The following is a 20,481-nucleotide window of genomic DNA, read 5'->3' as shown; positions in this document are numbered from 1 at the left end:
AATATTAAGACGATAAGGTTCTAATCAAATTAGAATAATCTTCTTTAATATCATGCAGTTCCTCTCTAAGAGACTTCACCTTACGACAAGCATGTAACACTGTAGTATGATCTCTTCCACCAAAAGCATCACCTATTTCTGGTAAGCTATGGTTCGTTAATTCTTTAGATAATGCCATTGCTAGCTGTCTAGGTCTAGCGACAGATCTGTTTCTTCGCTTCGAGAGCAAATCCGCTACTTTAATCTTGTAATATTCAGCCACAGTGCGTTGGATATTATCAATAGTAACAAGCTTATCTTGCAAAGCTAATAAATCTCGTAAAGCTTCTCTAACAAAATCTATAGTAATCGCTCTACCCGTGAAATTTGCATTAGCAATAACACGATTAAGCGCTCCCTCTAATTCACGTACATTTGAACGTAAACGTTTAGCAATGAAAAAAGCAACTTCATCCGCTAAGTTGATATTACTTTCTTGTCCCTTTCTTTTTAAGATAGCGACACGTGTTTCTAATTCTGGCGGTTCAATCGCAATAGTTAAGCCCCAACCGAAACGAGATTTTAATCGATCTTCAACGGCAACTTCTTTAGGGTAACGGTCACTAGTTAAGATAATTTGTTGATTGCCTTCAAGTAGCGCATTAAAAGTATGAAAAAACTCTTCTTGAGTTCTATCTTTACCAGCAAAGAATTGAATATCATCAATTAATAAAGCGTCAACACTACGATAATATTGCTTAAACTTTTCCATGGAATTATTTTGCAACGCTTTTACCATATCTTGCACAAAACGTTCTGAGTGCATATAAGCGATTTTAGCATTAGGATTATTTTGTAAAATGCCATTACCAACTGCATGTAATAAATGCGTTTTACCTAAACCAGTACCACCATAAATAAATAATGGATTATAAGCTGCACCGGGATTATCAGCAACTTGTGAAGCGGCGGCTCTTGCTAACTGGTTCGATTTACCTTCAACAAAGTTATCAAAAGTATATTTAACACGAACATTAGCCTTTTTTGGTAAATTTGTTTCCGCTTCAGCAGCGGGAGCTGATTTACTATTTGGACTAAAATTGGCGCCGGCAGAAGTCGCTGCATTTTTTTGTACAGCAGGACTTAGTGGTTTACTACCCACATCAAAACGTAAAAGGTATGAATCCCCACCATCTGTCATTGTTATTAGTTCATTGATTCTATTAACATATTTATCGCGAACCCAATCTAAAACAAAACGATTAGGTGCATATAGTGTTAATATATTATCCGTAACAACACACTGTAGTGGACGAATCCACATACTAAATTGCTGTGCTGGCAATTCTTCTTGAAGAACAGAAAGGCATCGCTGCCAAAGAGAGTGTTCCAACCAAAACTCCAAAGGAAAATATTTCATCCGCTTGTTGTTATTATCTATTTATTAAAAAAGAAGCATTAGAAAATAAACAATAAGATCGTTACTTAAAAGACAAGAAATTTTACGACTTGAAAAAGTAAAACAAACGAAAGTTTTTTATTATGTACTACCATTATCTCTATACTTATCCACAAGTGCAATATTGACAGACAACTATTCGTAATTATTTTTACAATAAACAGCTAAAGACTAGTTTAATTGGCTTATTAGTAAGGTTTTATATTAAAATTACTCAAAAATGGATTACTTACTTTTATTGCTTATACAAATAAAAAAGCAATGAATCAGTAAAAAAATACCATTTAACATCAAACCTGTGGATATTTTTACCCCGTTCGGTGAATAACATTAAAATGCAAGTCACCACAGCAGCTAAGATCCTAACGATCATCAAAGGATCTTTTAATAAATATTCAAGATAAAACATTGACAGTGAGCTGAATTAGATTTAGAATTCGGCCTCTTTTTTTAGACCTGTGTGCTCAAATGGCTTTTTTGTCAGGGCAACAACAACCGACGGATTAGCGTAATGAAAAGAACATTTCAACCTAGCGTATTAAAGCGTAAGCGTAACCACGGATTCCGTGCTCGTATGGCAACTAAAAATGGCCGTGCTGTTATAGCTCGTCGCCGTGCCAAAGGCCGTGCAAGCCTTAGTGCTTAATCTTAATTTTATTTCTAAGTTAGAAACTGAATTAAGATGGTAACCAATAAGGTTACTTATGAATTTAATCGGGAGTCACGTCTGTTGACTCCCGGTCACTTTCAATCTGTGTTTAAAAAACCTATCAGATTTGGCTCTCGCCATTTTACTATACTTATTACCCCTACTAATTTATCTGATGATTCATGTAAAAAAAATCGTCTCGGCTTAGCTATTGCTAAAAAACGTGTGAAACTTGCCGTACAACGAAATCGCATGAAAAGAATTATTAGAGAAAGCTTTCGTTTAAATCAACATGATTTACCTGCTATCGACATGGTAGTTATGGTAAAGTCCGGTATTGATCAACTCGACAATAACGAAATCAACCAAGAATTAGAAAAAATATGGCGAAAAATAATTCAGCGCCACAAAAACTAGCAATAGCTTGTATAAAAGGCTATCAGCGTTTTATTAGTCCATTATTGGGCTCTAATTGTCGATTTCAACCAACCTGCTCTACTTATGCAAACCAGGCTATAGAACGCTTTGGTGTAATAAAAGGATGTTGGTTAGCAAGCAAACGAATATTAAAATGTCACCCGTTGAATGAAGGTGGTGAAGATCCAGTTCCCCCCTTAAAAAAAGAAAAATAATATTCCTGCCTTAAAAAGCAGAACAAATTATATACGCTAATACTAAAAGAGTGTTGGTTTGCAGTTAAACCTAGTCTAAAATGCCTTGCTATAAATTACATGCGGGAGGATATAACCTCGTGCCAACCCAAAAACAAGAGAATTAAATCTTATGGAATCTCAACGCAGTCTGCTTTTTATTGCGCTTATGGTTGTTACTTACTTACTTTTTAGTCAGTGGCAAGCAGAAAATTCACCAGCAGTTGAACAACCAACTATTAGTCAAAATGCGAATAATGAACTTGCTGCAGATGCAGAATTTGTTCCTGAATCAACTGACTCATCAGCACCAATGACAAGAGATACAGCTTCAAATGCAAAATTAATTAGTATCGCTACAGATACCTTGCTAGTAAAAATTAATACGCAAGGTGGTGATATTGTTGATGCGAAGCTACTCGATTTTAATACCGAACAAGGTAATAATATTCCATATACCGTAATGCAAAACGGTAATCAAAAATATGTTGCACAATCGGGCTTAACGGGTGCTAACGGCGTAGATAGAGTTATTAAAGGCCGACCTATTTATAGTACGGTTCAAAGTAACTATGAATTGGTTGGTGACAATTTAACTGTAGATCTAACTTTTCAAGATAACAATGGTCTAAGCGTAACAAAACGCTTTTCATTTGTTGCTGGCAGTTACAGTATTGGTGTTGAATACATAATTAATAACAGCACAGCTAACAGTGTTTCAGTTCAAATGTACGGTCAACTTAAACAATCTACATTAAAAGACACTTCATCAGGTATGTTACCTACTTATCGTGGCGCTGCATTCTCTACAAGTGAAGATCGCTATGAAAAATATGATTTTGATGATATTGCAGAAACAAACTTAAATAAAACAACACCTGGTGGTTGGGTTGCAATGCTAGAGCATTACTTTGTTTCAGCTTGGGTACCAAATGCTGAAGATAACAACCAACTGTATACTAACTACAGCAACAACCAGGAAGCTGTTATTGGTTTTAAAGCACCGCCAGTAACAATAGATGCAGGCCAACAAGGCAATACCTCAGCTATTTTTTATGTTGGTCCTAAAGATCAAGCGGTACTAGAGAAAATTGCACCTAACTTAGATTTAACTATTGATTACGGTTTTTTATGGATGATTAGTCAACCATTATTCTGGTTACTATTAACAATTCAAAGCTTTGTAACAAACTGGGGTGTAGCAATTATTATCATCACTTTAATTGTTAAAGGTGGTATGTATCCGTTAACAAAAGCGCAATATACCTCAATGGCTAAAATGCGTGAATTAGCGCCGAAAATGGCACAGCTTAAAGAACGTTTTGGTGATGACAGACAAAAAATGTCTCAAGCTACCATGGAAATGTATCGTAAAGAGAAAGTAAACCCTGCTGGCGGTTGTTTACCATTATTACTACAAATGCCTATTTTCCTTGCGCTTTACTGGGTATTTTTAGAAAGTGTTGAATTACGACATGCACCGTTTGTTTTTTGGATTCAAGATTTGTCAGCAATGGACCCATACTATGTATTGCCAGTATTAATGGGTATTAGTATGTTTGTAATGCAAAAAATGCAACCAATGACTATTCAAGATCCAATGCAACAGAAAATAATGCAATACATGCCTGTTGTTTTCTCAATATTTATGGCTTGGTTCCCATCAGGATTAGTACTTTACTGGTTCGTAAGTAACATGATTTCAATTGCCCAAATGAAAGTCATTTTCAGCGGCATTGAGAAGAAGAAATTAGAAAAAGCAAGTTAACACTTCTTTGTTATAATTTTTAACTTAAGTTCATATTAATAATATAAAAGCGGTTTCTGATAAAGAAATCGCTTTTTTGTTAGTTAAAGATAAATAACGTAAAATAGCTATTATTCAAGCTCTCTATTTTTATAGGTTTAAATCAATGTCATTATTACCTAGTGGTAAATCAACTATTGCAGCACAAGCTACCGCACCTGGCCGTGGTGGTGTTGGTATTATTCGTGTATCTGGGCCTGAAGCAAAAAATGTTGCTCAAGCTATTTTGGGTAAATTGCCTGAAATTAGAAAAGCTGAATACTTACCTTTTTCAAATGCACAAAACGAAATATTAGATCAAGGTATCGCTTTATTTTTTAAAGCCCCTAATTCATTTACGGGTGAAGATGTTATAGAGTTTCAAGGTCACGGTGGTCCTGTTCTTTTAGATATGCTACTTAAAGCTATTCTAGCCTTACCTAATGTTGTTATGGCTAAACCAGGTGAGTTTAGTGAACAAGCTTTTTTAAATGACAAACTTGATTTAACCCAAGCTGAAGCAATTGCAGATTTAATCAATTCAAGTTCAGAACAAGCTGCACGCTCTGCCCTGCACTCACTTCAAGGTAATTTTTCTAAATTAGTTAACGAAATGGTAGAAAGCATTATTCATCTACGTATGTATGTTGAAGCCTCTATCGACTTTCCAGAAGAAGAAATTGACTTTCTTGCTGATAAAAAAATAGTTAACGATCTTAAAGCTATTATCAGCAAAGTTGAAAGCGTAAGAAAACAGGCACAACAAGGCAGTATTATTCGTGAAGGTATGCGTGTCGTTATAGCAGGTAGGCCTAATGCCGGAAAATCAAGTTTACTCAATGCATTGAGCGGTAAAGAAAGTGCCATTGTTACCGATATTGCTGGTACTACACGTGATGTATTAACAGAACAAATTCATATCGATGGTATGCCATTACATATTATAGACACTGCAGGTTTACGTGACAGTGATGATAGAGTTGAACAAATTGGAATTGAACGCGCTTGGCAAGAAATAAAACAAGCTGATCGCGTATTGTTAATGGTTGATGCGAGTACCAACCATAATCTTTTAGAAAGTGAACAAGATATTAAAGATTATTATCCTGAGTTTTTCGAAAAGCTACCTAATAACATCGGCCTGACCTTAGTAAGAAATAAAGCCGATTTAAACCAAGCAATTCTTGAAGATAATATTGGCTTAGCTGAATTTACAGATAAAAATAATAAAAACCATACTTCGGTAACCTTATCAGCAAAAACTGGCGCAGGCGTTGACAGCTTAAAAGAGCACTTAAAAGCGATTATGGGCTATCAAGGTAGTACTGAAGGTGGATTTATGGCTAGAAGACGTCATTTAACCGCTTTAGATAACACTCATCAGCATTTAATTACTGGTTTAGACCAATTAGAGTCTTATGTAGCTGGAGAAATTTTAGCTGAAGAATTAAGAATTTGTCAGTTAGAGCTTGATCAAATCACCGGAGAATTCACCAGTGATGACCTATTAACTAAAATATTTAGCTCTTTCTGTATTGGAAAATAGGTATATAAATAAACGTTTATACGCCATCGATATAACTTAAAAATAGCCCCTATATTAATATTTTCTCTCCCCTACAAGCATATTGCCACCTTTTAACTAAGAAGGTTAAAAGGTGGCAATATGCTTACCGTAGAAATTTCATCACGAAAACCAGCCGTTATTGGGGTTTTGTGCCCATCCCCTCGAAATGAACCTTAAGGTTATTTATTGGCCATTCATAAGTTATGATGGTGTAAAATAACTATAAAGGTCAATTATCATCACTAACCCAACCACTAAACGTATTCAAATACTTACATCGTCTGAAATAAACGAACTTTACGCTCTTCCTAACTTTAATCATACAGACAGAGAAGACTATTTTTCATTGGATAGTGAAACCCAAAAACTGGTTAATGAGCTAAGACGATTAGAAACCAGAGTATATTTTATTCTGCTATTAGGCTACTTTAGATCGCGGCCTATCATTTTTAATTTTTCATTTGAAGACGTTGTTGTTGATCTTGATTATGTCAGAACTAAATACTTTAATGGTAAAGATATGATGTTGACTGACTTACCTCGAACAACAAAAACAAAGTTGTTCAAAAAGTTACTTAGCTATACTGGCTTTTCAAATTATCATAGTAAAGTAGATAAAGAACTACTTCTTAAAAGACTCAATGATGTCGTAAAAATAAACTTAGAGCCTAGGTATGTTTTCGATGAGTGTATTGCTTATTTTGGTCAAAACAGAATAGCGCTTGCTGGTTATACAACACTACAAGACACTATCTCAACCGTTTTATCAAATGAACGAAGCCGTATTGAGCATATTCTCACTGAAAATTTAACTCAATCCACAAAAGCCATATTACTTAAATTACTTGAATCAAATAGTACCTTTACTGACCTAGCCAAATTGAAAAGAATGGCTAAAGATTTTTCGGCTAGTCAAATAGCACAAGAGTTGAAGACACATAAAACTATACGTTTACTTTACCCTGAAATTAAAGTGCTTATTGCTGAACTCAAATTATCCCCTAAAAACCTTGAATACTATGCGTCATTAGTTAAACACAAGACAGTTTATAAACTCAGAAGACACGATGACAGCCAAACTATTTTATATCTTGTTTGTTACTTATTTTTTAGGTACCGAGAAACCAATGACAATTTAGTTTCTGCTTTTATCTATATGATCAGAAAGTTAACAGAATCAGCCAAGGGCTATGCAAAACAACGTATTGTAGAAGATGTAAACATTGTTAGAACTAAATTAAAATCTGCGGGCAGTTTATTGAAGTATTTTATTGATGCTGAAATGGACGATGGTCTTAGTTTTGGTGATGTGCGTAAGAAAGCTTTTAAACTAATTCCTGCCGATAGCATTAAGCTATTAAGTGATCATTTAGATAATAATGACTTTGATGGCCGTCAGTACGAATGGCAATTCATCGATAAACAATCCAGTAAAATTAAAAAGCTTATCCGATCACTTTTTATGTCTATTGATATTGAATTCATTCATCTTAAAGACGAATTGCGTGAACAATACATCAAGGCTCACGAAGAATTAACCGCATTCAAAACAATAAAAACAATTAATCTCGATGTGGTATCTAAAAGTGAACGTGAATATATTGACCTAGTGGTAATTGACCAATCAATTGACACTGCCACTCCCACTGGTCGTTTAATATTTAACATGCTAGCGGCAATCGCAGAGTTTGAAACAGATTTACGCTCAGAAAGACAATTAGAAGGTATTGCTAAAGCGAAAGAGCACGGAGTTAAGTTTGGTCGGCCAACAAAAAGAACAGCAGAAAGAGATTTAGAAATTTATAATAAAAGGGAAAAAGGCATATCAATTGGTTTTTTAGCAAAAGAGTACGACTTGGGTTCCGCTACTATTTATAGAATATTGAATGATGTTCTTGAAAAAGTATCAACTGAAGCAACAAAATTATCTAGCTAGGCTAGGTCTCATTCATTCGAGATTTAAATGAATACTTAATTATCCTTTATTTAATCGGCAATAGTTTGCCGCTGTAAAAACATACTCCCCCCATTTGCCGTTTTATTGGCTAATATAACTGACATTTCTACCTCAAGGCGTGTTTTCATGTCTGATACTTTAAAAAACCTGTTACAAATAACAGGTACTGATTTATTGGTCTGCTACTTGCTTTAAAATCAGGGTAAGTATTGATGTTGATACACTCATAAAAAATGTAGTTTTTTTAGTAAAAAAAATTAAGGATAATGACATGATAAATTCTATTGGTTCACAGAACTATGCTGTGCAACAAACTTCCGAGGTTAAAAATTCAGTTGTACCTCCAACTGCACAGGAAACGAAAAGTTCAGGATATGTACGACATGGTTGGGATAATTTCATTCCAGATGTCGAATCAGATCCTTTATTCGCTAAAGAAATGGCTGAAGCCGTTGCATTTATACCTGATAAGTTGATGATAAATTTAAATGATGCCCCCCCACTTTCTGATCCTGCAGCGTACAAGAATTGGGCGGATATGTCTGAAGAGTTTGATAAAATCGCATCAAAAGTGACGGGGCAACGAATTGAGTTGTTCAATGAAATGAAATCAAAAGGTTCATCAGATCAAGAAATTTTTAAAGAGTTATTGTCGTTTAATCATTCACTACCAATGGATTATCAAGTTAAGTCCGGAATGACAAAAGTCGACACCTATGCTTAAAGGTTAAGCAGTAAGGTCTTCTATTGAGAAGACCTTAGAAATAGTTAATTGTAATTTACAATAACTTGATTTGTCTGCCCATAAGCGAATGGTGAAATTACACTGCCGCTTCCAGGTACTGCAAAAGCATAAATGAATTTCTTATTCGCATCTAAACCCGAAAAAGCTGTTAAACTTCCTGTTTTACTTGAGCTCACGTCCATACATGACGATGTTGTATCCCAACAAAGATAAACGACAAGACCAGAGGGAATATATGATAGATTCCAAGAGTAATTTACTACGGTAATTTGTGAACCAAAAGGTACAGAACCTACGACAGGTAGATTCAGCGTATATAGAAGGCCTGTATTAGTCAGAGATGGTCCAGTGCCGCTCTAAGCACTAGTGATCACAGCTAAAGCTAATAACGTTTTATTCATTTTCATAACAAATATCCTTATATCCATGTTAAATTTTTCCCCTAATTAATTAAGAGAAAATGTATTGAGACACTAATTTTACATCTCAATTTCTAGGGCATGATTTAACGCCCTTGATTTGTATTAAAGCAGATAAGTGTTTTCGCTAATACTGATATTTACAACAGGTATATAGAGGTAACTAGATAATATTTAGCTGAATAGCTTTGACAGCAGCAGCGGTTTTATTTGTTACATTAAGTTTATTTATCGCATTGGCAATATGAAAATTGACAGTACGCTTTGTTAAATTAAGTATTATTGCAATTTCATCAGATGTCTTGCCATCAGCACACCATTTTAACATTTCGGTTTCTCTAGCGGTAAGTGCTAAGTATGTCTCTTTAAGTATGTTTGGTAGTATTATTTCAGCGTATGAGCTTTTAAATACATTATTTAACCATATTAAAAGTGTTTGATTACATGGTGTTTTTTCTAAATATCTATCTTCATTTTCCCGTGCAACAGTGAGCATGCCAATTGAACTAGGGGTTAAAAAAGAAGATTGTGCCCATCCATACTTCAAACCATGTGCAGATGCCTCTTCCCAAAACTCAGGTTGTTCTTGTATTTGTTTATTACCCCAAACAATAGGACGAGTGGAAATCAACCCATGCTTTACCGTGGGATCTATTGCAATATAATTTTTGTCAGCATAGCGTGACTGCCATTTATTGGTGTAATTATTTTTTAATGAAAATGATGGCTTTGTAATGGGTGAGGCTATACGAACACCGTAAGCATAATAATCAAACTCTAATGCCCTAACAGCGATTAAAAGTAAGTTAAATAACTCTCGCTCGTTTGAACAATAGAGCATACTTTGCATTGTTTTCTCAAATAAATCAGGTACGTTTATTTTCATTAATCATCCTTAAGTTTAACAATCCTTTAGCTTCTTCTACAGCCAGTCGCTTGATCACTAAATCATATCACTAGCAACTGTTATTTATAACAGGCTTTTATTTGATTTTTTAGCGTAAAAAGATCCCTCATTTCAAAATATGGGTTATTTTTATGATAAATTTTACTAATGTGCTTGGTCGTCTATTACCAGAAAATCAGAAAAAAGAGTTATTTCAATATAGGTACAAAGTATTTATTGAACAGCTATGATGGGAGCTTAAAACTAAAGACAATATCGAAATAGATGAATTTGATAATGAACACACTTGTTATGTCATAGCAAAAAATAGTGAGGGTAACATCACAGGTTGCTCAAGGCTTTTACCAACAACACAACCTTACTTACTCGAATGTATTTTCCCCATGCTTTTAGAGGGTACTTCCCCACCAAAAAGCAAAGATATTTGGGAGTTATCACGTTTCACTAGCATGAATGTTAATGGCTTAAAGGACAATAACAATGGTCAAATGACAGGTGAATTGACACAGCGCTTACTTTGGGAGTCATTTGATATTGCTAAACAAAATGGAGCTAGAGGTATCGTAAGTGTATCTCCTTTAGGTATTGAGCGTTTATTGAAATCTATGGGGATCGAAGGACAAAGATTGGGTAAACCAATGAAAGTAAATGGATATAAGCTTTTTGCGTGTTACGTAGATTTTAGAAATATAGAAAACTTTCTAATTTAATGCGTTTGATTGTGGTTAATTTAAGGAAAATTAACCACAACTTGAATAAATCATATGTAACTAACAAAACCATGTGTTGGTTATAAAATAGGCTTAAGGTTCATTTCGAGGGGATGGGCACAAAACCCCTTATTCGTAATACATTTTCAGCTTTTGTTTTTTCTGAAACTAAAGAACTAGCAGTAATGATTGATAAACCAGAATTGAGTTTTAAGAACAGTAAGAAATATATTTTGATAGGTAATAAACACAGATATGAAGAGCGGTCAGGTTTATCTTATGAAATTAAAGCCGCTTAAGTTATTTTAGATCTTTATCTATACTTTATCGCGGCAATATAACTAATTTTTCTGAGGTAAGTTTCTGTTAAAACGAACTATTGTGCAACTTTTACACGAATTCTGTTTTTAGCAACTCTTGTTTCATGAAGAGCCGAAAGTGCCAATTTTGCTTCTTTCTCATCTGGCATTACCACAAAAGCAAAACCTTTTGACTTACCTGTTTCTTGATCTAAAACTAAACTACATTCAGTGACAGAGCCATGAGCAGAAAATAAAATACGAAGTTCTTGCTCTGTGGTTGAACGTGAAAGGTTACGAACTAAAAGTTTCATAATGAACCTTATGACTTGATTAAAATATTGCGTAAGTAATTGTCGCACATATTGCCCGTAGTAAGTAATGATAAATAAAAATATTAAACGGCATATTATTACACTCAGTACCTATTAGCGCTTACTTCACTACTCGCTGTTGGTAGTTTTAGACCTCATGCTACCAGCCGTTATTACATCTAGAATAAGTATATTTTCAATATCTATAAAAATATGGATAAAATTAATAGTGAATACTTACTATATAAATATATTTATAAAAATTATCTCTAACACTACTTATTTATCAATTAGCTTACTCATTACTAACAAACTTTAATAAAACTTAGCCAGTTAAAGTACCTATAAAGAAGCGATCTAAACTTTTGTACTTTGTTATTTGGATCTACTTAAGTAAGTAGTAGATCTTATTCCGGATCAAAACAACCATAAAAGACGATCCTCACAAACGGCAGTTAATTAAAATAGCCGGCCTCAATAAGTTTATCATTTAAGCTAACTCGTTCACCTTGAGCTGGTTTACGTATAAGAATACAATCATTTCATTCTTAATCATTAGATCACCTAACTATGAGCTCATTTCAAATAATTGTTGGCAGTATGCTTGGCGGCACAGAATATGTTGCTGAAGCATGTGAAGAACAGCTAAACAAACTTAACCATGACGTAAATTTACACTTAAATCCTAATTTTAATTCGATCCTTGGATCAACTTTTTCACAAGATCCTGCTAAAAAAACAACTTGGCTCGTTTGTACCTCCACTCATGGAGCTGGTGACTTTCCTGACAATATCCAAGCATTTGTTGAAGATCTTAAAAATTGTGTACAAGATCTATCCTCAATAAATTTAATTGTTATCGCTATTGGTGATTCAAATTATGATACTTTTTGCAAAGCAGGCTTTGAATTAAATAAACTATTAATATCAAAGGGTTGTAATAGTTTGTTAGATGTTAAAACTCTTGATATGAGTGAAGATATTGATCCAGAAGATCTTGCACAGCAATGGTTAAGTGAAAACAAGGATCTTTTATAAGCTACTTACACATAAGTTATCAACAAAACTTAGTGTAAAAAACGCATATTGTGGACAATTCAATGGATAAGCGGTTAATTTCATATTATTATTCCGTGTATATCTTTATGGTTTAATTACTCTGTGGATAACTAGTCCTTTTGATCACCGCTTATATGAGACTTGATCAATGTTTGATCACAAGCTTGTCATTCTCTTAACCATATAAAATAATTGAGAAAAAAACACTTACCCACAGAAAACTCGATCCTTAATAAGTAATAGTAATAAGATCTCTATAAAGATCTTATATATATTAGAGAGATCGAGTTACGATCTTTTTACGCATTTGATCGTTTCACTATTGGAAAAAAAACGGTAAAATACGTCTCCTAATTTCAGTTAAAGAAAATTTCTTTAACAACAGTTTTTTAAGGTTCAAATTTATGTGGTATCAAGAGTCGTATGATGTAATCGTTGTTGGTGGTGGCCATGCAGGCACTGAGGCTGCGCTTGCATCTGCCCGAATGGGATGTAAAACACTTTTGTTAACCCATAACATCGATACTTTAGGACAAATGTCCTGTAATCCAGCCATCGGTGGTATTGGAAAAGGACATTTAGTAAAAGAAATTGATGCTTTAGGTGGTTTAATGGCAACAGCCATTGATCATAGTGCTATTCAATTTAGAACCTTAAATGCAAGCAAAGGCCCAGCAGTAAGAGCAACTAGAGCTCAAGCAGATCGAGCGTTATACCGAACTTTCGTCCGTCAATTCTTAGAAAACCAAGAAAACTTAACTATTTTTCAACAACCTTGTGACGATCTGATCTTAGAAAATGATCGTGTTGCTGGTGTTTCAACTCAAATGGGATTGAAATTTAAAGGAAAAACAGTTGTATTAACCGTAGGAACTTTCCTTGCAGGACAGATTCATATTGGTTTAAACAATTATCAAGGCGGACGTGCAGGAGATCCTGCAAGCGTAAATTTAGCATCAAAAATGCGTGATATGCCTTTTAGAATGGATCGTTTGAAAACAGGTACTCCACCTCGTCTAGATGCAAGATCATTAGATTTTTCAGTTATGGAAGAACAACCTGGAGATTCACCACGCCCAGTGTTTTCATTTATGGGATCTGAAAAGGATCATCCAGAGCAAGTTTCTTGTTTTATTACTCATACAAATGAAAAAACACATCAATATATTCGTGAAGGTTTAGATAGATCGCCAATGTATACTGGTGTTATTGAAGGTATTGGTCCACGCTACTGCCCTTCTATTGAAGATAAAATTACTCGTTTTGCTGATAAAACTTCACATCAAATATTTGTTGAACCTGAAGGGTTAACTACTCATGAAATTTATCCAAATGGTATTTCAACGAGTTTACCTTTTGATGTACAAATGAATTTAGTACGTTCAATTAAAGGTTTTGAGAATGCTTTTATCACACGTCCAGGCTATGCCATTGAATATGATTACTTTGATCCTCGAGATTTAAAACAATCACTAGAAAGTAAGTTTATTGAAAATTTATATTTTGCTGGACAAATAAATGGTACGACAGGATATGAAGAAGCTGGTGCTCAAGGTTTAATTGCAGCAACAAATGCTGCTAATAGAGTAAAAGGTCGTGATGAATTTACCCTAGGTCGAGACCAAGCTTATATGGGCGTATTGATAGATGATTTAGCAACCTTAGGTACAAAAGAACCTTACCGTATGTTTACTTCACGTGCTGAATATCGTTTATTGTTACGTGAAGACAATGCCGATATTCGTTTAACTGAAAAAGGCCGTGAGGTTGGTTTAGTTGATGATCTTCGTTGGAAACGTTTTAACGATAAAATGGAAAATATTGAATTAGAGCGTCAACGTTTAAAAGATACATGGGTACAAAAAGATCAAAGTAATATAGACCAAGTAAATGCATTACTAAAATCGCCAATGAGTAAAGAAGCAAGTCTCGAAGATCTTATTCGTCGTCCTGAAGTACGTTATAGCGATTTAATGAAAATAGAAGGTTTAGGCCCTGCTATTGCAGATACACAAGCAGCAGAGCAAATAGAAATTCAAACTAAATATGCAGGTTATATTGATAGACAACTTGATGAAATAGCCAAGAAAAAACGTAATGAAGATACTGTTATACCTCTTGATTTTGACTATACGCAATTATCAGGATTATCAAACGAAGTTGTCGCTAAATTAAAAGATGCTCGTCCAGAAACCATTGGTAAAGCATCTAGAATTTCTGGTATTACTCCAGCAGCTATTTCGTTATTATTAGTTTACTTAAAAAAACATGGTTTACTTAGTAAAAAAATAGCGTAAGCCAATTAAAAAGTATCATTAAAAAATATGACATTAACTTCAAAACTCGAAAACTTGCTTAGTCAAACAACTTTGCAAGTTTCTCCGCAACAAGTAAACTTACTTATTCAATATGTAGAGCTTTTACATAAATGGAATAAAGCTTACAACTTAACATCAGTAAGAGATCCACAAGAAATGCTAGTTAAGCATATAATGGATAGTTTAATGGTAGGTGAAGTGTTGCATGGCAAAAACTTTATCGATGTTGGCACAGGTCCTGGTTTACCAGGTATTCCTTTAGCTATATTATTTCCTGAGAAAAATTTTGTATTATTAGATAGTTTAGGAAAAAGGATCACTTTTCTTAGACAAGTTGTATTTCAATTAAAATTGACTAATGTTCAACCGGTTAAGTCTCGTGTTGAAGATTATTCTGGTGAAACACCTTTTGATGGTGTATTAAGTAGAGCCTTTTCATCACTTAATGATATGGTGACTTGGTGTTCACATTTAGTGACTAAAGAACAAGGACAATTTTTTGCCTTAAAAGGTCAATATCCCAGTGATGAACTGACTAATTTACCTGAAAATATTAGTTTAGTTGCTAGTCATGAAATAAAGGTACCTGAACTTGTAGGCGAACGGCATGTACTTGTTTTAAAAAAGAACTAAAAAGTGTTAAAAACATTGTTTAAATAATAAATTAAATATAATAGAGGCGCTTGTGGGAAAAATAATAGCTGTTGCAAATCAAAAAGGTGGTGTTGGTAAAACAACAACTGCTGTTAATTTGGCTGCGTCTTTAGCTGCTACTAAGCGAAAAATATTATTAATCGACCTTGATCCTCAAGGCAATGCAACAATGGCCAGCGGTATTAATAAGTATGAAGTACCAGCTACTTGTTACGAATTACTTATTGAAGAAAAATCGGTTGAAGAAGTTGCACAAAAGGAAACAACTGGTTTATATGATTTAATTGCGGCTAATACCGATGTTACTGCAGCTGAAATAAAGTTAATGGAAGTATACTCTCGAGAGCATCGACTAAGAATGGCACTTGAGCCAGTAAAAGATCATTATGATTTTATTATTATTGACTGTCCACCATCATTAAATATGCTGACAGTAAATGCGATGACAGCAGCAGATTCTGTTTTAGTACCAATGCAATGTGAATATTATGCTTTAGAAGGGTTAACAGCGTTAATGGATACCATTTCAAAATTAACTTCTGTTGTTAATGATAAGCTTCATATTGAAGGTATTTTACGTACTATGTATGATCCTCGTAATCGATTAGCAAATGATGTATCTGAACAATTAAAGCGTCACTTTGGTGATAAAGTGTACCGCAGTGTTATTCCACGTAATGTACGTTTAGCCGAGGCACCAAGTTTTGGCTCACCTGTAATGTATTACGATAAGTCATCAACAGGTGCAAAAGCTTATTTAGCTTTAGCTGGTGAAGTACTACGTAAAAATAGTACGGTAAAAAATAATTCAACAAAAGCACCAAATAGCGAGCAAGTGGCTAGCTAGAGTCAAGATACTGCAGAGTAATTTCAAGGAATATTATGAGCCCAACAAAGAAAAGAGGTTTAGGCAGAGGCCTTGACGCATTACTTACGCCACAAGTAAGGCCTTCGGAACAAGAAGATAGCAGTAAAAAAAGTGACAAAAATGATGATACTATACTTAAAGATGGTGATTTAAGTAAAATAGCCATTAATAAGTTATCACCTGGTAAGTATCAGCCACGTAAGGATATGTCCGATTCTGCACTTGAAGAACTTTCATTATCCATTAAATCTCAAGGAATTATCCAACCAATTGTTGTTAGACTTATTAATACCGACAATAATGGTGACCGGTTTTACGAAATAATTGCAGGTGAGCGTCGTTGGCGTGCAGCTAAATTAGCAAAATTGACAGAAGTTCCTTGTTTAATAAAAGATGTACCTGATGAATCAGCGGTTGCAATTGCTTTAATTGAAAACATTCAACGAGAAGATTTAAATGCAATGGAAGAAGCTGTTGCCTTAGATCGTTTATTAACTGAATTTGATTTAACTCATCAAGAAGTGGCTTTAGCCGTAGGTAAATCTAGAACGGCAGTAACAAATCTTTTACGCTTAAATAATTTAAATGATGCTGTAAAAACTTTCTTAGAAAATGGTGATATTGAAATGGGTCATGCTCGTGCATTGTTAGCCCTTGATGATACATTACAAGCTGAAGCAGCAAGAACAGTAGCAACAAAAGAATTAACAGTTAGAGAAACAGAAGCACTAATTAAAAGAATTCAAAACCCGAGTGAAGAAAAGCCTGCGAAAGAAAAAGATCAAAATAGCACTAATATAGAGCAAAACTTAGCAGAAAAAATAGGTTTGAATGTTGCCGTTAGTCATAATAAAAAAGGAAAAGGTAAACTCGTTATCTCATATGCTAATTTAGCTGAATTGAATGACTTTATTTCTAAAATAAAATAATACTAACGACTATTAACTACGACCATAAAATCTAGCAGATAAAATACTAGCGAATTAAATAATTTAAGCTTGGCTTAATAAGTTTTTCGCTAGTAACTATATTCCCCTTCATTTAAAACTAGCCACTCCAGGCGATATTCTCTAAAAACTCAACCAGATAAATTACACTAAACTTTTCCTCCAAAATAAACATAGAGTAATAGTTTGCTCTTCAAATAGTATTGTAATATTCAGTAACATAAATTTTAATTACACCCCCTTAATATTCAATAAAACTCATCCGAGCAGTGATGGTGTTAAATAGGCTATTTCATCCTTTAGAATCCTTTAGTTAACTATAATTTAGTACTTTAGTTGTATTTCTCAAATCTATATTAATTATTAGCACAAATAAGGGGCGTTCATTGCCCTATTTTCTTGCAATAAAAGACAATTTAAGTATACTTGCGCAAACTTTTTAACATTAAAGTTTTTACTTTAAAAAACTCGTTGGACTACGACTATATTCGTAATGTAACAGAGATTATTGTTGATGATTTTTTAGATGAGTTTTATTAGTATATATGAGTAATAGCTTAATAAAAGCAGGGCGAAAAGTAGCTCGAACACAAATATTATTCACTATTGCTTTAATGTTAATAACAACAGTAATAATTTATTTTATATGGGGAACTGCCCATGCCAAATCAGCGTTAGTTGGTGGTGCAGTCGCAATTATACCCAATATTATTTTTGCCTTGAAAGCATTTAAATATGCAGGGGCACAGTCGTCTAGGAAAGTAGTAGAGTCTTTCTATAGCGGCGTAAAATTAAAAATGCTTTATACCGCGCTATTATTTGCGTTGGTTTTTAAATTTATGGTAATAGTACCGTCAGCATTTTTAAGTACATATTGTGTAGTAGTGTTTTTTCCACTACTACAGCCTCTGTTTTTAACAAAGCGTTGAAACAGAAGCAAAAAAATTTATAAACTTTAACTTTTGGGATAATAAAATGGCAGAAGAAGTTACTCTCTCAGGCCATATTCAGCATCATTTAACTAATGCGAAAATGTGTACAACCGATAGTGGTTTGGCATTTAATAAAGCATGTAGTGACAGTGGTTTCTGGACATGGCATATCGATACCCTAGCTTGGTCAATTGGTTTAGGGATACTGTTTTTATGGATTTTCCGTAGAGCAGCAAACAAAGCAACCACAGGTGTACCTGATAAATTTCAATGTTTCATTGAAATGGTTATTGATTTTGTTGGTGACAACGTATCTAAAACCTTCCAAGGTAAAAGTGCACTGATTGCGCCATTAGCCCTAACGATATTTGTTTGGGTCTTTTTGATGAACTTAATGGATTTAATTCCTGTTGATTTCTTACCTGCATTAGCTGGGTTTGTTGGTGAAACAGCATTCGGTATGGATTCTCATGATGTATACATGAAAATTGTACCAACAACAGATATTAATCTTACTGCGGCATTAGCTGTGGGCGTATTCTTGTTGATGATAGCTTATTCTATAAGAATCAAAGGTGTTGGTGGTTTTATTAAAGAACTTACTTTGCACCCTTTTAGTACAAATAACAAACTTGCAATGGTATTTTTAATCCCTTGTAATTTATTACTGGAAACAATCGCATTAGTCGCTAAGCCATTCTCGTTAGCACTGCGTTTATTCGGTAACTTATATGCTGGTGAGTTGATATTCATCTTAATCGGCGCTGTAGGTTTAATGCAACTTCCGTTGCACTTTGTGTGGGCTGTATTCCATATACTAGTAATTGTATTACAAGCATTCGTATTTATGATGCTAACAATCGTTTACTTAAGCATGGCAAGCTCGGACAATCATTAATTTTTAACTTTAACTTTAACTTTAATTTTTATAATTAAAAACCCTGGAGAAAAAAAATGGAACAACTATTAACAATGCCTGAAGCAATTAAGTTCATCGCTGTTGCTTTACTTATCGGTTTTGGTGCTATTGGTACTGCTATCGGTTTTGGTAACATGGGCGGAAAATTCTTAGAAGCGTGTGCACGCCAACCAGAATTAGCTCCGTCATTACAAGTTAAAATGTTCATTTTAGCTGGTTTAATCGATGCTGTAGCAATGATCGGTGTTGGTATCGCGATGGTATTATTGTTTGTACTTTAATTCCATTCTTTGAACAGCTTACTATTAAGGAGGAGCGGTTGTGAATTTAAACGCCACTCTAATTGGTGAATTAATAGCATTTATCGTTTTTGTTTGGTTCTGCATGAAATATGTATGGCCACCACTAAACAATGCTATTGAAGCTCGCCAGAAAATAATCATAGATGGTTTAGCTGCTTCAGACCGTGCTGAAAAAGACTTGGAATTAGCCCAAGAAAAAGCAACGGCCCAACTAAAAGAAGCGAAGGCGCAAGCTGCTGAAATTATTGAAGTAGCCAAAAAGCGTGAAACGCAGATAGTTGAAGAAGCTGCTGTGAAAGCAGAAGCTGAGAAATTAAAAATCTTAGCTGCTGGTCACACAGAAATTGAAACTGAACGTAACCGTGTAAAAGAAGAATTGCGTAAACAAGTCGCTATTCTAGCTGTTGCCGGTGCCGAGAAAATTCTTGAACGTTCTATCGATGCCGCAGCACATAGCGACATCTTAGATAAATTCGTCGCTGAACTTTAAGAGGATAGAGCTATGTCTGAATTGACAACCATTGCTCGTCCTTACGCTAAAGCAGCGTTTGATTTTGCTGTTGAAGCTAAAGCAATTGATAGCTGGGCAACCCAGCTAGCTTTTGCTGCTGAAGTTGCTAAAGATAAAACTATTGAAGGTTATTTATCTGGCGGGGCTTCAGTTGAGCAAGCACAAACTTTATTTTTAAATGTTTGTGGTGAGCAAGTAAACAGTGAAGGTCAGAACTTTATAAAAGTTATGGCTGAAAACAAACGTTTGTTGGTGCTACCACTGGTTCTTGAACACTTTTTAGCGTTAAAAGCTGAATTTGAACAAGAAATCACAGTAGATGTAACCTCGGCAGTAGAAATTACCGCAGAGCAAAAAACAACACTTAGCGCCGCGCTTGAAAAGCGCTTGGCACGTAAAGTAAAGCTTAATTGTAATATTGATGTAAACATCGTTTCCGGCTTAATTATTAAAGCGGGTGACACAGTTATTGATGGCTCTATCCAAGGTAAACTGAGCCGTTTATCAACAACATTACAATCTTAGATAAG

Annotated in this window: 22 protein-coding genes and 1 pseudogene; 19 read left to right on the top strand and 4 right to left on the bottom strand. The window is 34.5% G+C overall.

The window, feature by feature from the left end; all coding sequences use genetic code 11:
* Nucleotides 1-4: 4 nt before the first annotated feature.
* Entirely contained in the window at nt 5-1,372 is a 1,368-nt protein-coding gene (gene dnaA / locus Q4496_RS03065; RefSeq protein WP_303601067.1) for a chromosomal replication initiator protein DnaA, read from the bottom strand.
* A gap of 577 nt (nt 1,373-1,949) precedes the next feature.
* Between dnaA and rpmH the strand changes: the two genes are divergently transcribed.
* The 7 genes from rpmH to Q4496_RS03030 all read left to right on the top strand — a co-directional run bounded on the left by rpmH (nt 1,950) and on the right by Q4496_RS03030 (nt 8,771).
* On the top strand, nt 1,950-2,084 hold the full coding sequence (gene rpmH, locus Q4496_RS03060; protein ID WP_033080930.1) for a 50S ribosomal protein L34: 135 nt from the start codon (nt 1,950-1,952) through the stop codon (nt 2,082-2,084).
* Between the two features lie 84 nt (nt 2,085-2,168).
* Nucleotides 2,169-2,504: a ribonuclease P protein component gene (gene rnpA, locus Q4496_RS03055; RefSeq protein WP_252727341.1), complete on the top strand. Its 336-nt coding sequence runs from the start codon at nt 2,169-2,171 to the stop codon at nt 2,502-2,504.
* The gene (gene yidD / locus Q4496_RS03050) at nt 2,471-2,719 is read left to right on the top strand and encodes a membrane protein insertion efficiency factor YidD (protein WP_215971638.1); all 249 of its coding nucleotides are present in this window, start codon (nt 2,471-2,473) and stop codon (nt 2,717-2,719) included. The genes rnpA and yidD overlap by 34 nt, the downstream gene beginning before the upstream one ends.
* Nucleotides 2,720-2,870: 151 nt before the next feature.
* The gene (yidC, locus tag Q4496_RS03045) at nt 2,871-4,505 is read left to right on the top strand and encodes a membrane protein insertase YidC (RefSeq protein ID WP_215971639.1); all 1,635 of its coding nucleotides are present in this window, start codon (nt 2,871-2,873) and stop codon (nt 4,503-4,505) included.
* Between the two features lie 145 nt (nt 4,506-4,650).
* On the top strand, nt 4,651-6,069 hold the full coding sequence (gene mnmE / locus Q4496_RS03040) for a tRNA uridine-5-carboxymethylaminomethyl(34) synthesis GTPase MnmE (protein WP_215971640.1): 1,419 nt from the start codon (nt 4,651-4,653) through the stop codon (nt 6,067-6,069).
* Between the two features lie 253 nt (nt 6,070-6,322).
* Entirely contained in the window at nt 6,323-8,026 is a 1,704-nt protein-coding gene (locus Q4496_RS03035) for a DUF4158 domain-containing protein (RefSeq protein ID WP_368411050.1), read from the top strand.
* Between the two features lie 325 nt (nt 8,027-8,351).
* Nucleotides 8,352-8,771 (top strand): hypothetical protein, encoded by a 420-nt coding sequence (locus tag Q4496_RS03030; RefSeq protein ID WP_215971641.1) that lies wholly within the window; start codon nt 8,352-8,354, stop codon nt 8,769-8,771.
* 44 nt (nt 8,772-8,815) lie between these two features.
* On the opposite strand, the gene Q4496_RS03025 is transcribed toward Q4496_RS03030, so the two are convergent.
* Entirely contained in the window at nt 8,816-9,103 is a 288-nt protein-coding gene (locus tag Q4496_RS03025) for a flagellar protein FlhE (protein WP_368411049.1), read from the bottom strand.
* Between the two features lie 271 nt (nt 9,104-9,374).
* Nucleotides 9,375-10,097 (bottom strand): autoinducer binding domain-containing protein, encoded by a 723-nt coding sequence (locus Q4496_RS03020; protein WP_303609908.1) that lies wholly within the window; start codon nt 10,095-10,097, stop codon nt 9,375-9,377.
* Nucleotides 10,098-10,360: 263 nt separating this feature from the next.
* On the opposite strand from Q4496_RS03020, the pseudogene Q4496_RS03015 reads away from it, so the two are divergent.
* Nucleotides 10,361-10,828, top strand: a pseudogene (locus tag Q4496_RS03015) (acyl-homoserine-lactone synthase); the annotation flags it as partial.
* 113 nt (nt 10,829-10,941) lie between these two features.
* Nucleotides 10,942-11,127, top strand: a complete 186-nt coding sequence (locus tag Q4496_RS03010; protein ID WP_215971646.1) for a hypothetical protein — start codon at nt 10,942-10,944, stop codon at nt 11,125-11,127.
* A gap of 77 nt (nt 11,128-11,204) precedes the next feature.
* On the opposite strand, the gene Q4496_RS03005 is transcribed toward Q4496_RS03010, so the two are convergent.
* Nucleotides 11,205-11,441 carry an RNA-binding protein gene (locus Q4496_RS03005; RefSeq protein ID WP_215971647.1) on the bottom strand — a complete coding sequence of 79 codons (237 nt, stop codon included), beginning with the start codon at nt 11,439-11,441 and terminating at the stop codon, nt 11,205-11,207.
* A 570-nt stretch (nt 11,442-12,011) separates the two neighbouring features.
* On the opposite strand from Q4496_RS03005, the gene Q4496_RS03000 reads away from it, so the two are divergent.
* The 10 genes from Q4496_RS03000 to atpH all read left to right on the top strand — a co-directional run bounded on the left by Q4496_RS03000 (nt 12,012) and on the right by atpH (nt 20,476).
* Nucleotides 12,012-12,479: a flavodoxin domain-containing protein gene (locus tag Q4496_RS03000; protein WP_215971648.1), complete on the top strand. Its 468-nt coding sequence runs from the start codon at nt 12,012-12,014 to the stop codon at nt 12,477-12,479.
* A 425-nt stretch (nt 12,480-12,904) separates the two neighbouring features.
* On the top strand, nt 12,905-14,797 hold the full coding sequence (mnmG, locus tag Q4496_RS02995) for a tRNA uridine-5-carboxymethylaminomethyl(34) synthesis enzyme MnmG (RefSeq protein WP_215971649.1): 1,893 nt from the start codon (nt 12,905-12,907) through the stop codon (nt 14,795-14,797).
* Nucleotides 14,798-14,824: 27 nt separating this feature from the next.
* Nucleotides 14,825-15,451: a 16S rRNA (guanine(527)-N(7))-methyltransferase RsmG gene (rsmG, locus tag Q4496_RS02990; RefSeq protein ID WP_215971650.1), complete on the top strand. Its 627-nt coding sequence runs from the start codon at nt 14,825-14,827 to the stop codon at nt 15,449-15,451.
* 52 nt (nt 15,452-15,503) lie between these two features.
* The gene (locus tag Q4496_RS02985; RefSeq protein WP_215971651.1) at nt 15,504-16,319 is read left to right on the top strand and encodes a ParA family protein; all 816 of its coding nucleotides are present in this window, start codon (nt 15,504-15,506) and stop codon (nt 16,317-16,319) included.
* A 35-nt stretch (nt 16,320-16,354) separates the two neighbouring features.
* A complete protein-coding gene (locus tag Q4496_RS02980; protein WP_303601071.1) occupies nt 16,355-17,269 on the top strand; it encodes a ParB/RepB/Spo0J family partition protein in 915 nt (304 codons plus the stop codon).
* Between the two features lie 563 nt (nt 17,270-17,832).
* Nucleotides 17,833-18,216 carry an ATP synthase subunit I gene (locus Q4496_RS02975; protein ID WP_303609907.1) on the top strand — a complete coding sequence of 128 codons (384 nt, stop codon included), beginning with the start codon at nt 17,833-17,835 and terminating at the stop codon, nt 18,214-18,216.
* Nucleotides 18,217-18,262: 46 nt separating this feature from the next.
* Complete coding sequence (gene atpB, locus Q4496_RS02970; RefSeq protein WP_215971654.1) at nt 18,263-19,117, top strand: F0F1 ATP synthase subunit A; 855 nt, start codon at nt 18,263-18,265, stop codon at nt 19,115-19,117.
* 74 nt (nt 19,118-19,191) lie between these two features.
* Nucleotides 19,192-19,419 (top strand): F0F1 ATP synthase subunit C, encoded by a 228-nt coding sequence (gene atpE, locus Q4496_RS02965; protein ID WP_086745850.1) that lies wholly within the window; start codon nt 19,192-19,194, stop codon nt 19,417-19,419.
* 40 nt (nt 19,420-19,459) lie between these two features.
* Nucleotides 19,460-19,930, top strand: a complete 471-nt coding sequence (atpF, locus tag Q4496_RS02960) for a F0F1 ATP synthase subunit B (RefSeq protein WP_215971655.1) — start codon at nt 19,460-19,462, stop codon at nt 19,928-19,930.
* 12 nt (nt 19,931-19,942) lie between these two features.
* Nucleotides 19,943-20,476 (top strand): F0F1 ATP synthase subunit delta, encoded by a 534-nt coding sequence (gene atpH, locus Q4496_RS02955; RefSeq protein ID WP_215971656.1) that lies wholly within the window; start codon nt 19,943-19,945, stop codon nt 20,474-20,476.
* The last annotated feature ends 5 nt before the right edge of the window (nt 20,477-20,481 follow it).

The sequence above is a fragment of the Colwellia sp. 5_MG-2023 genome (genome assembly GCF_030547795.1).
Lineage (GTDB): Bacteria > Pseudomonadota > Gammaproteobacteria > Enterobacterales > Alteromonadaceae > Colwellia.
The sequence above is the reverse complement of the archived record's forward strand: the minus strand, read 5'-3'. Positions and strand labels throughout refer to the sequence as shown.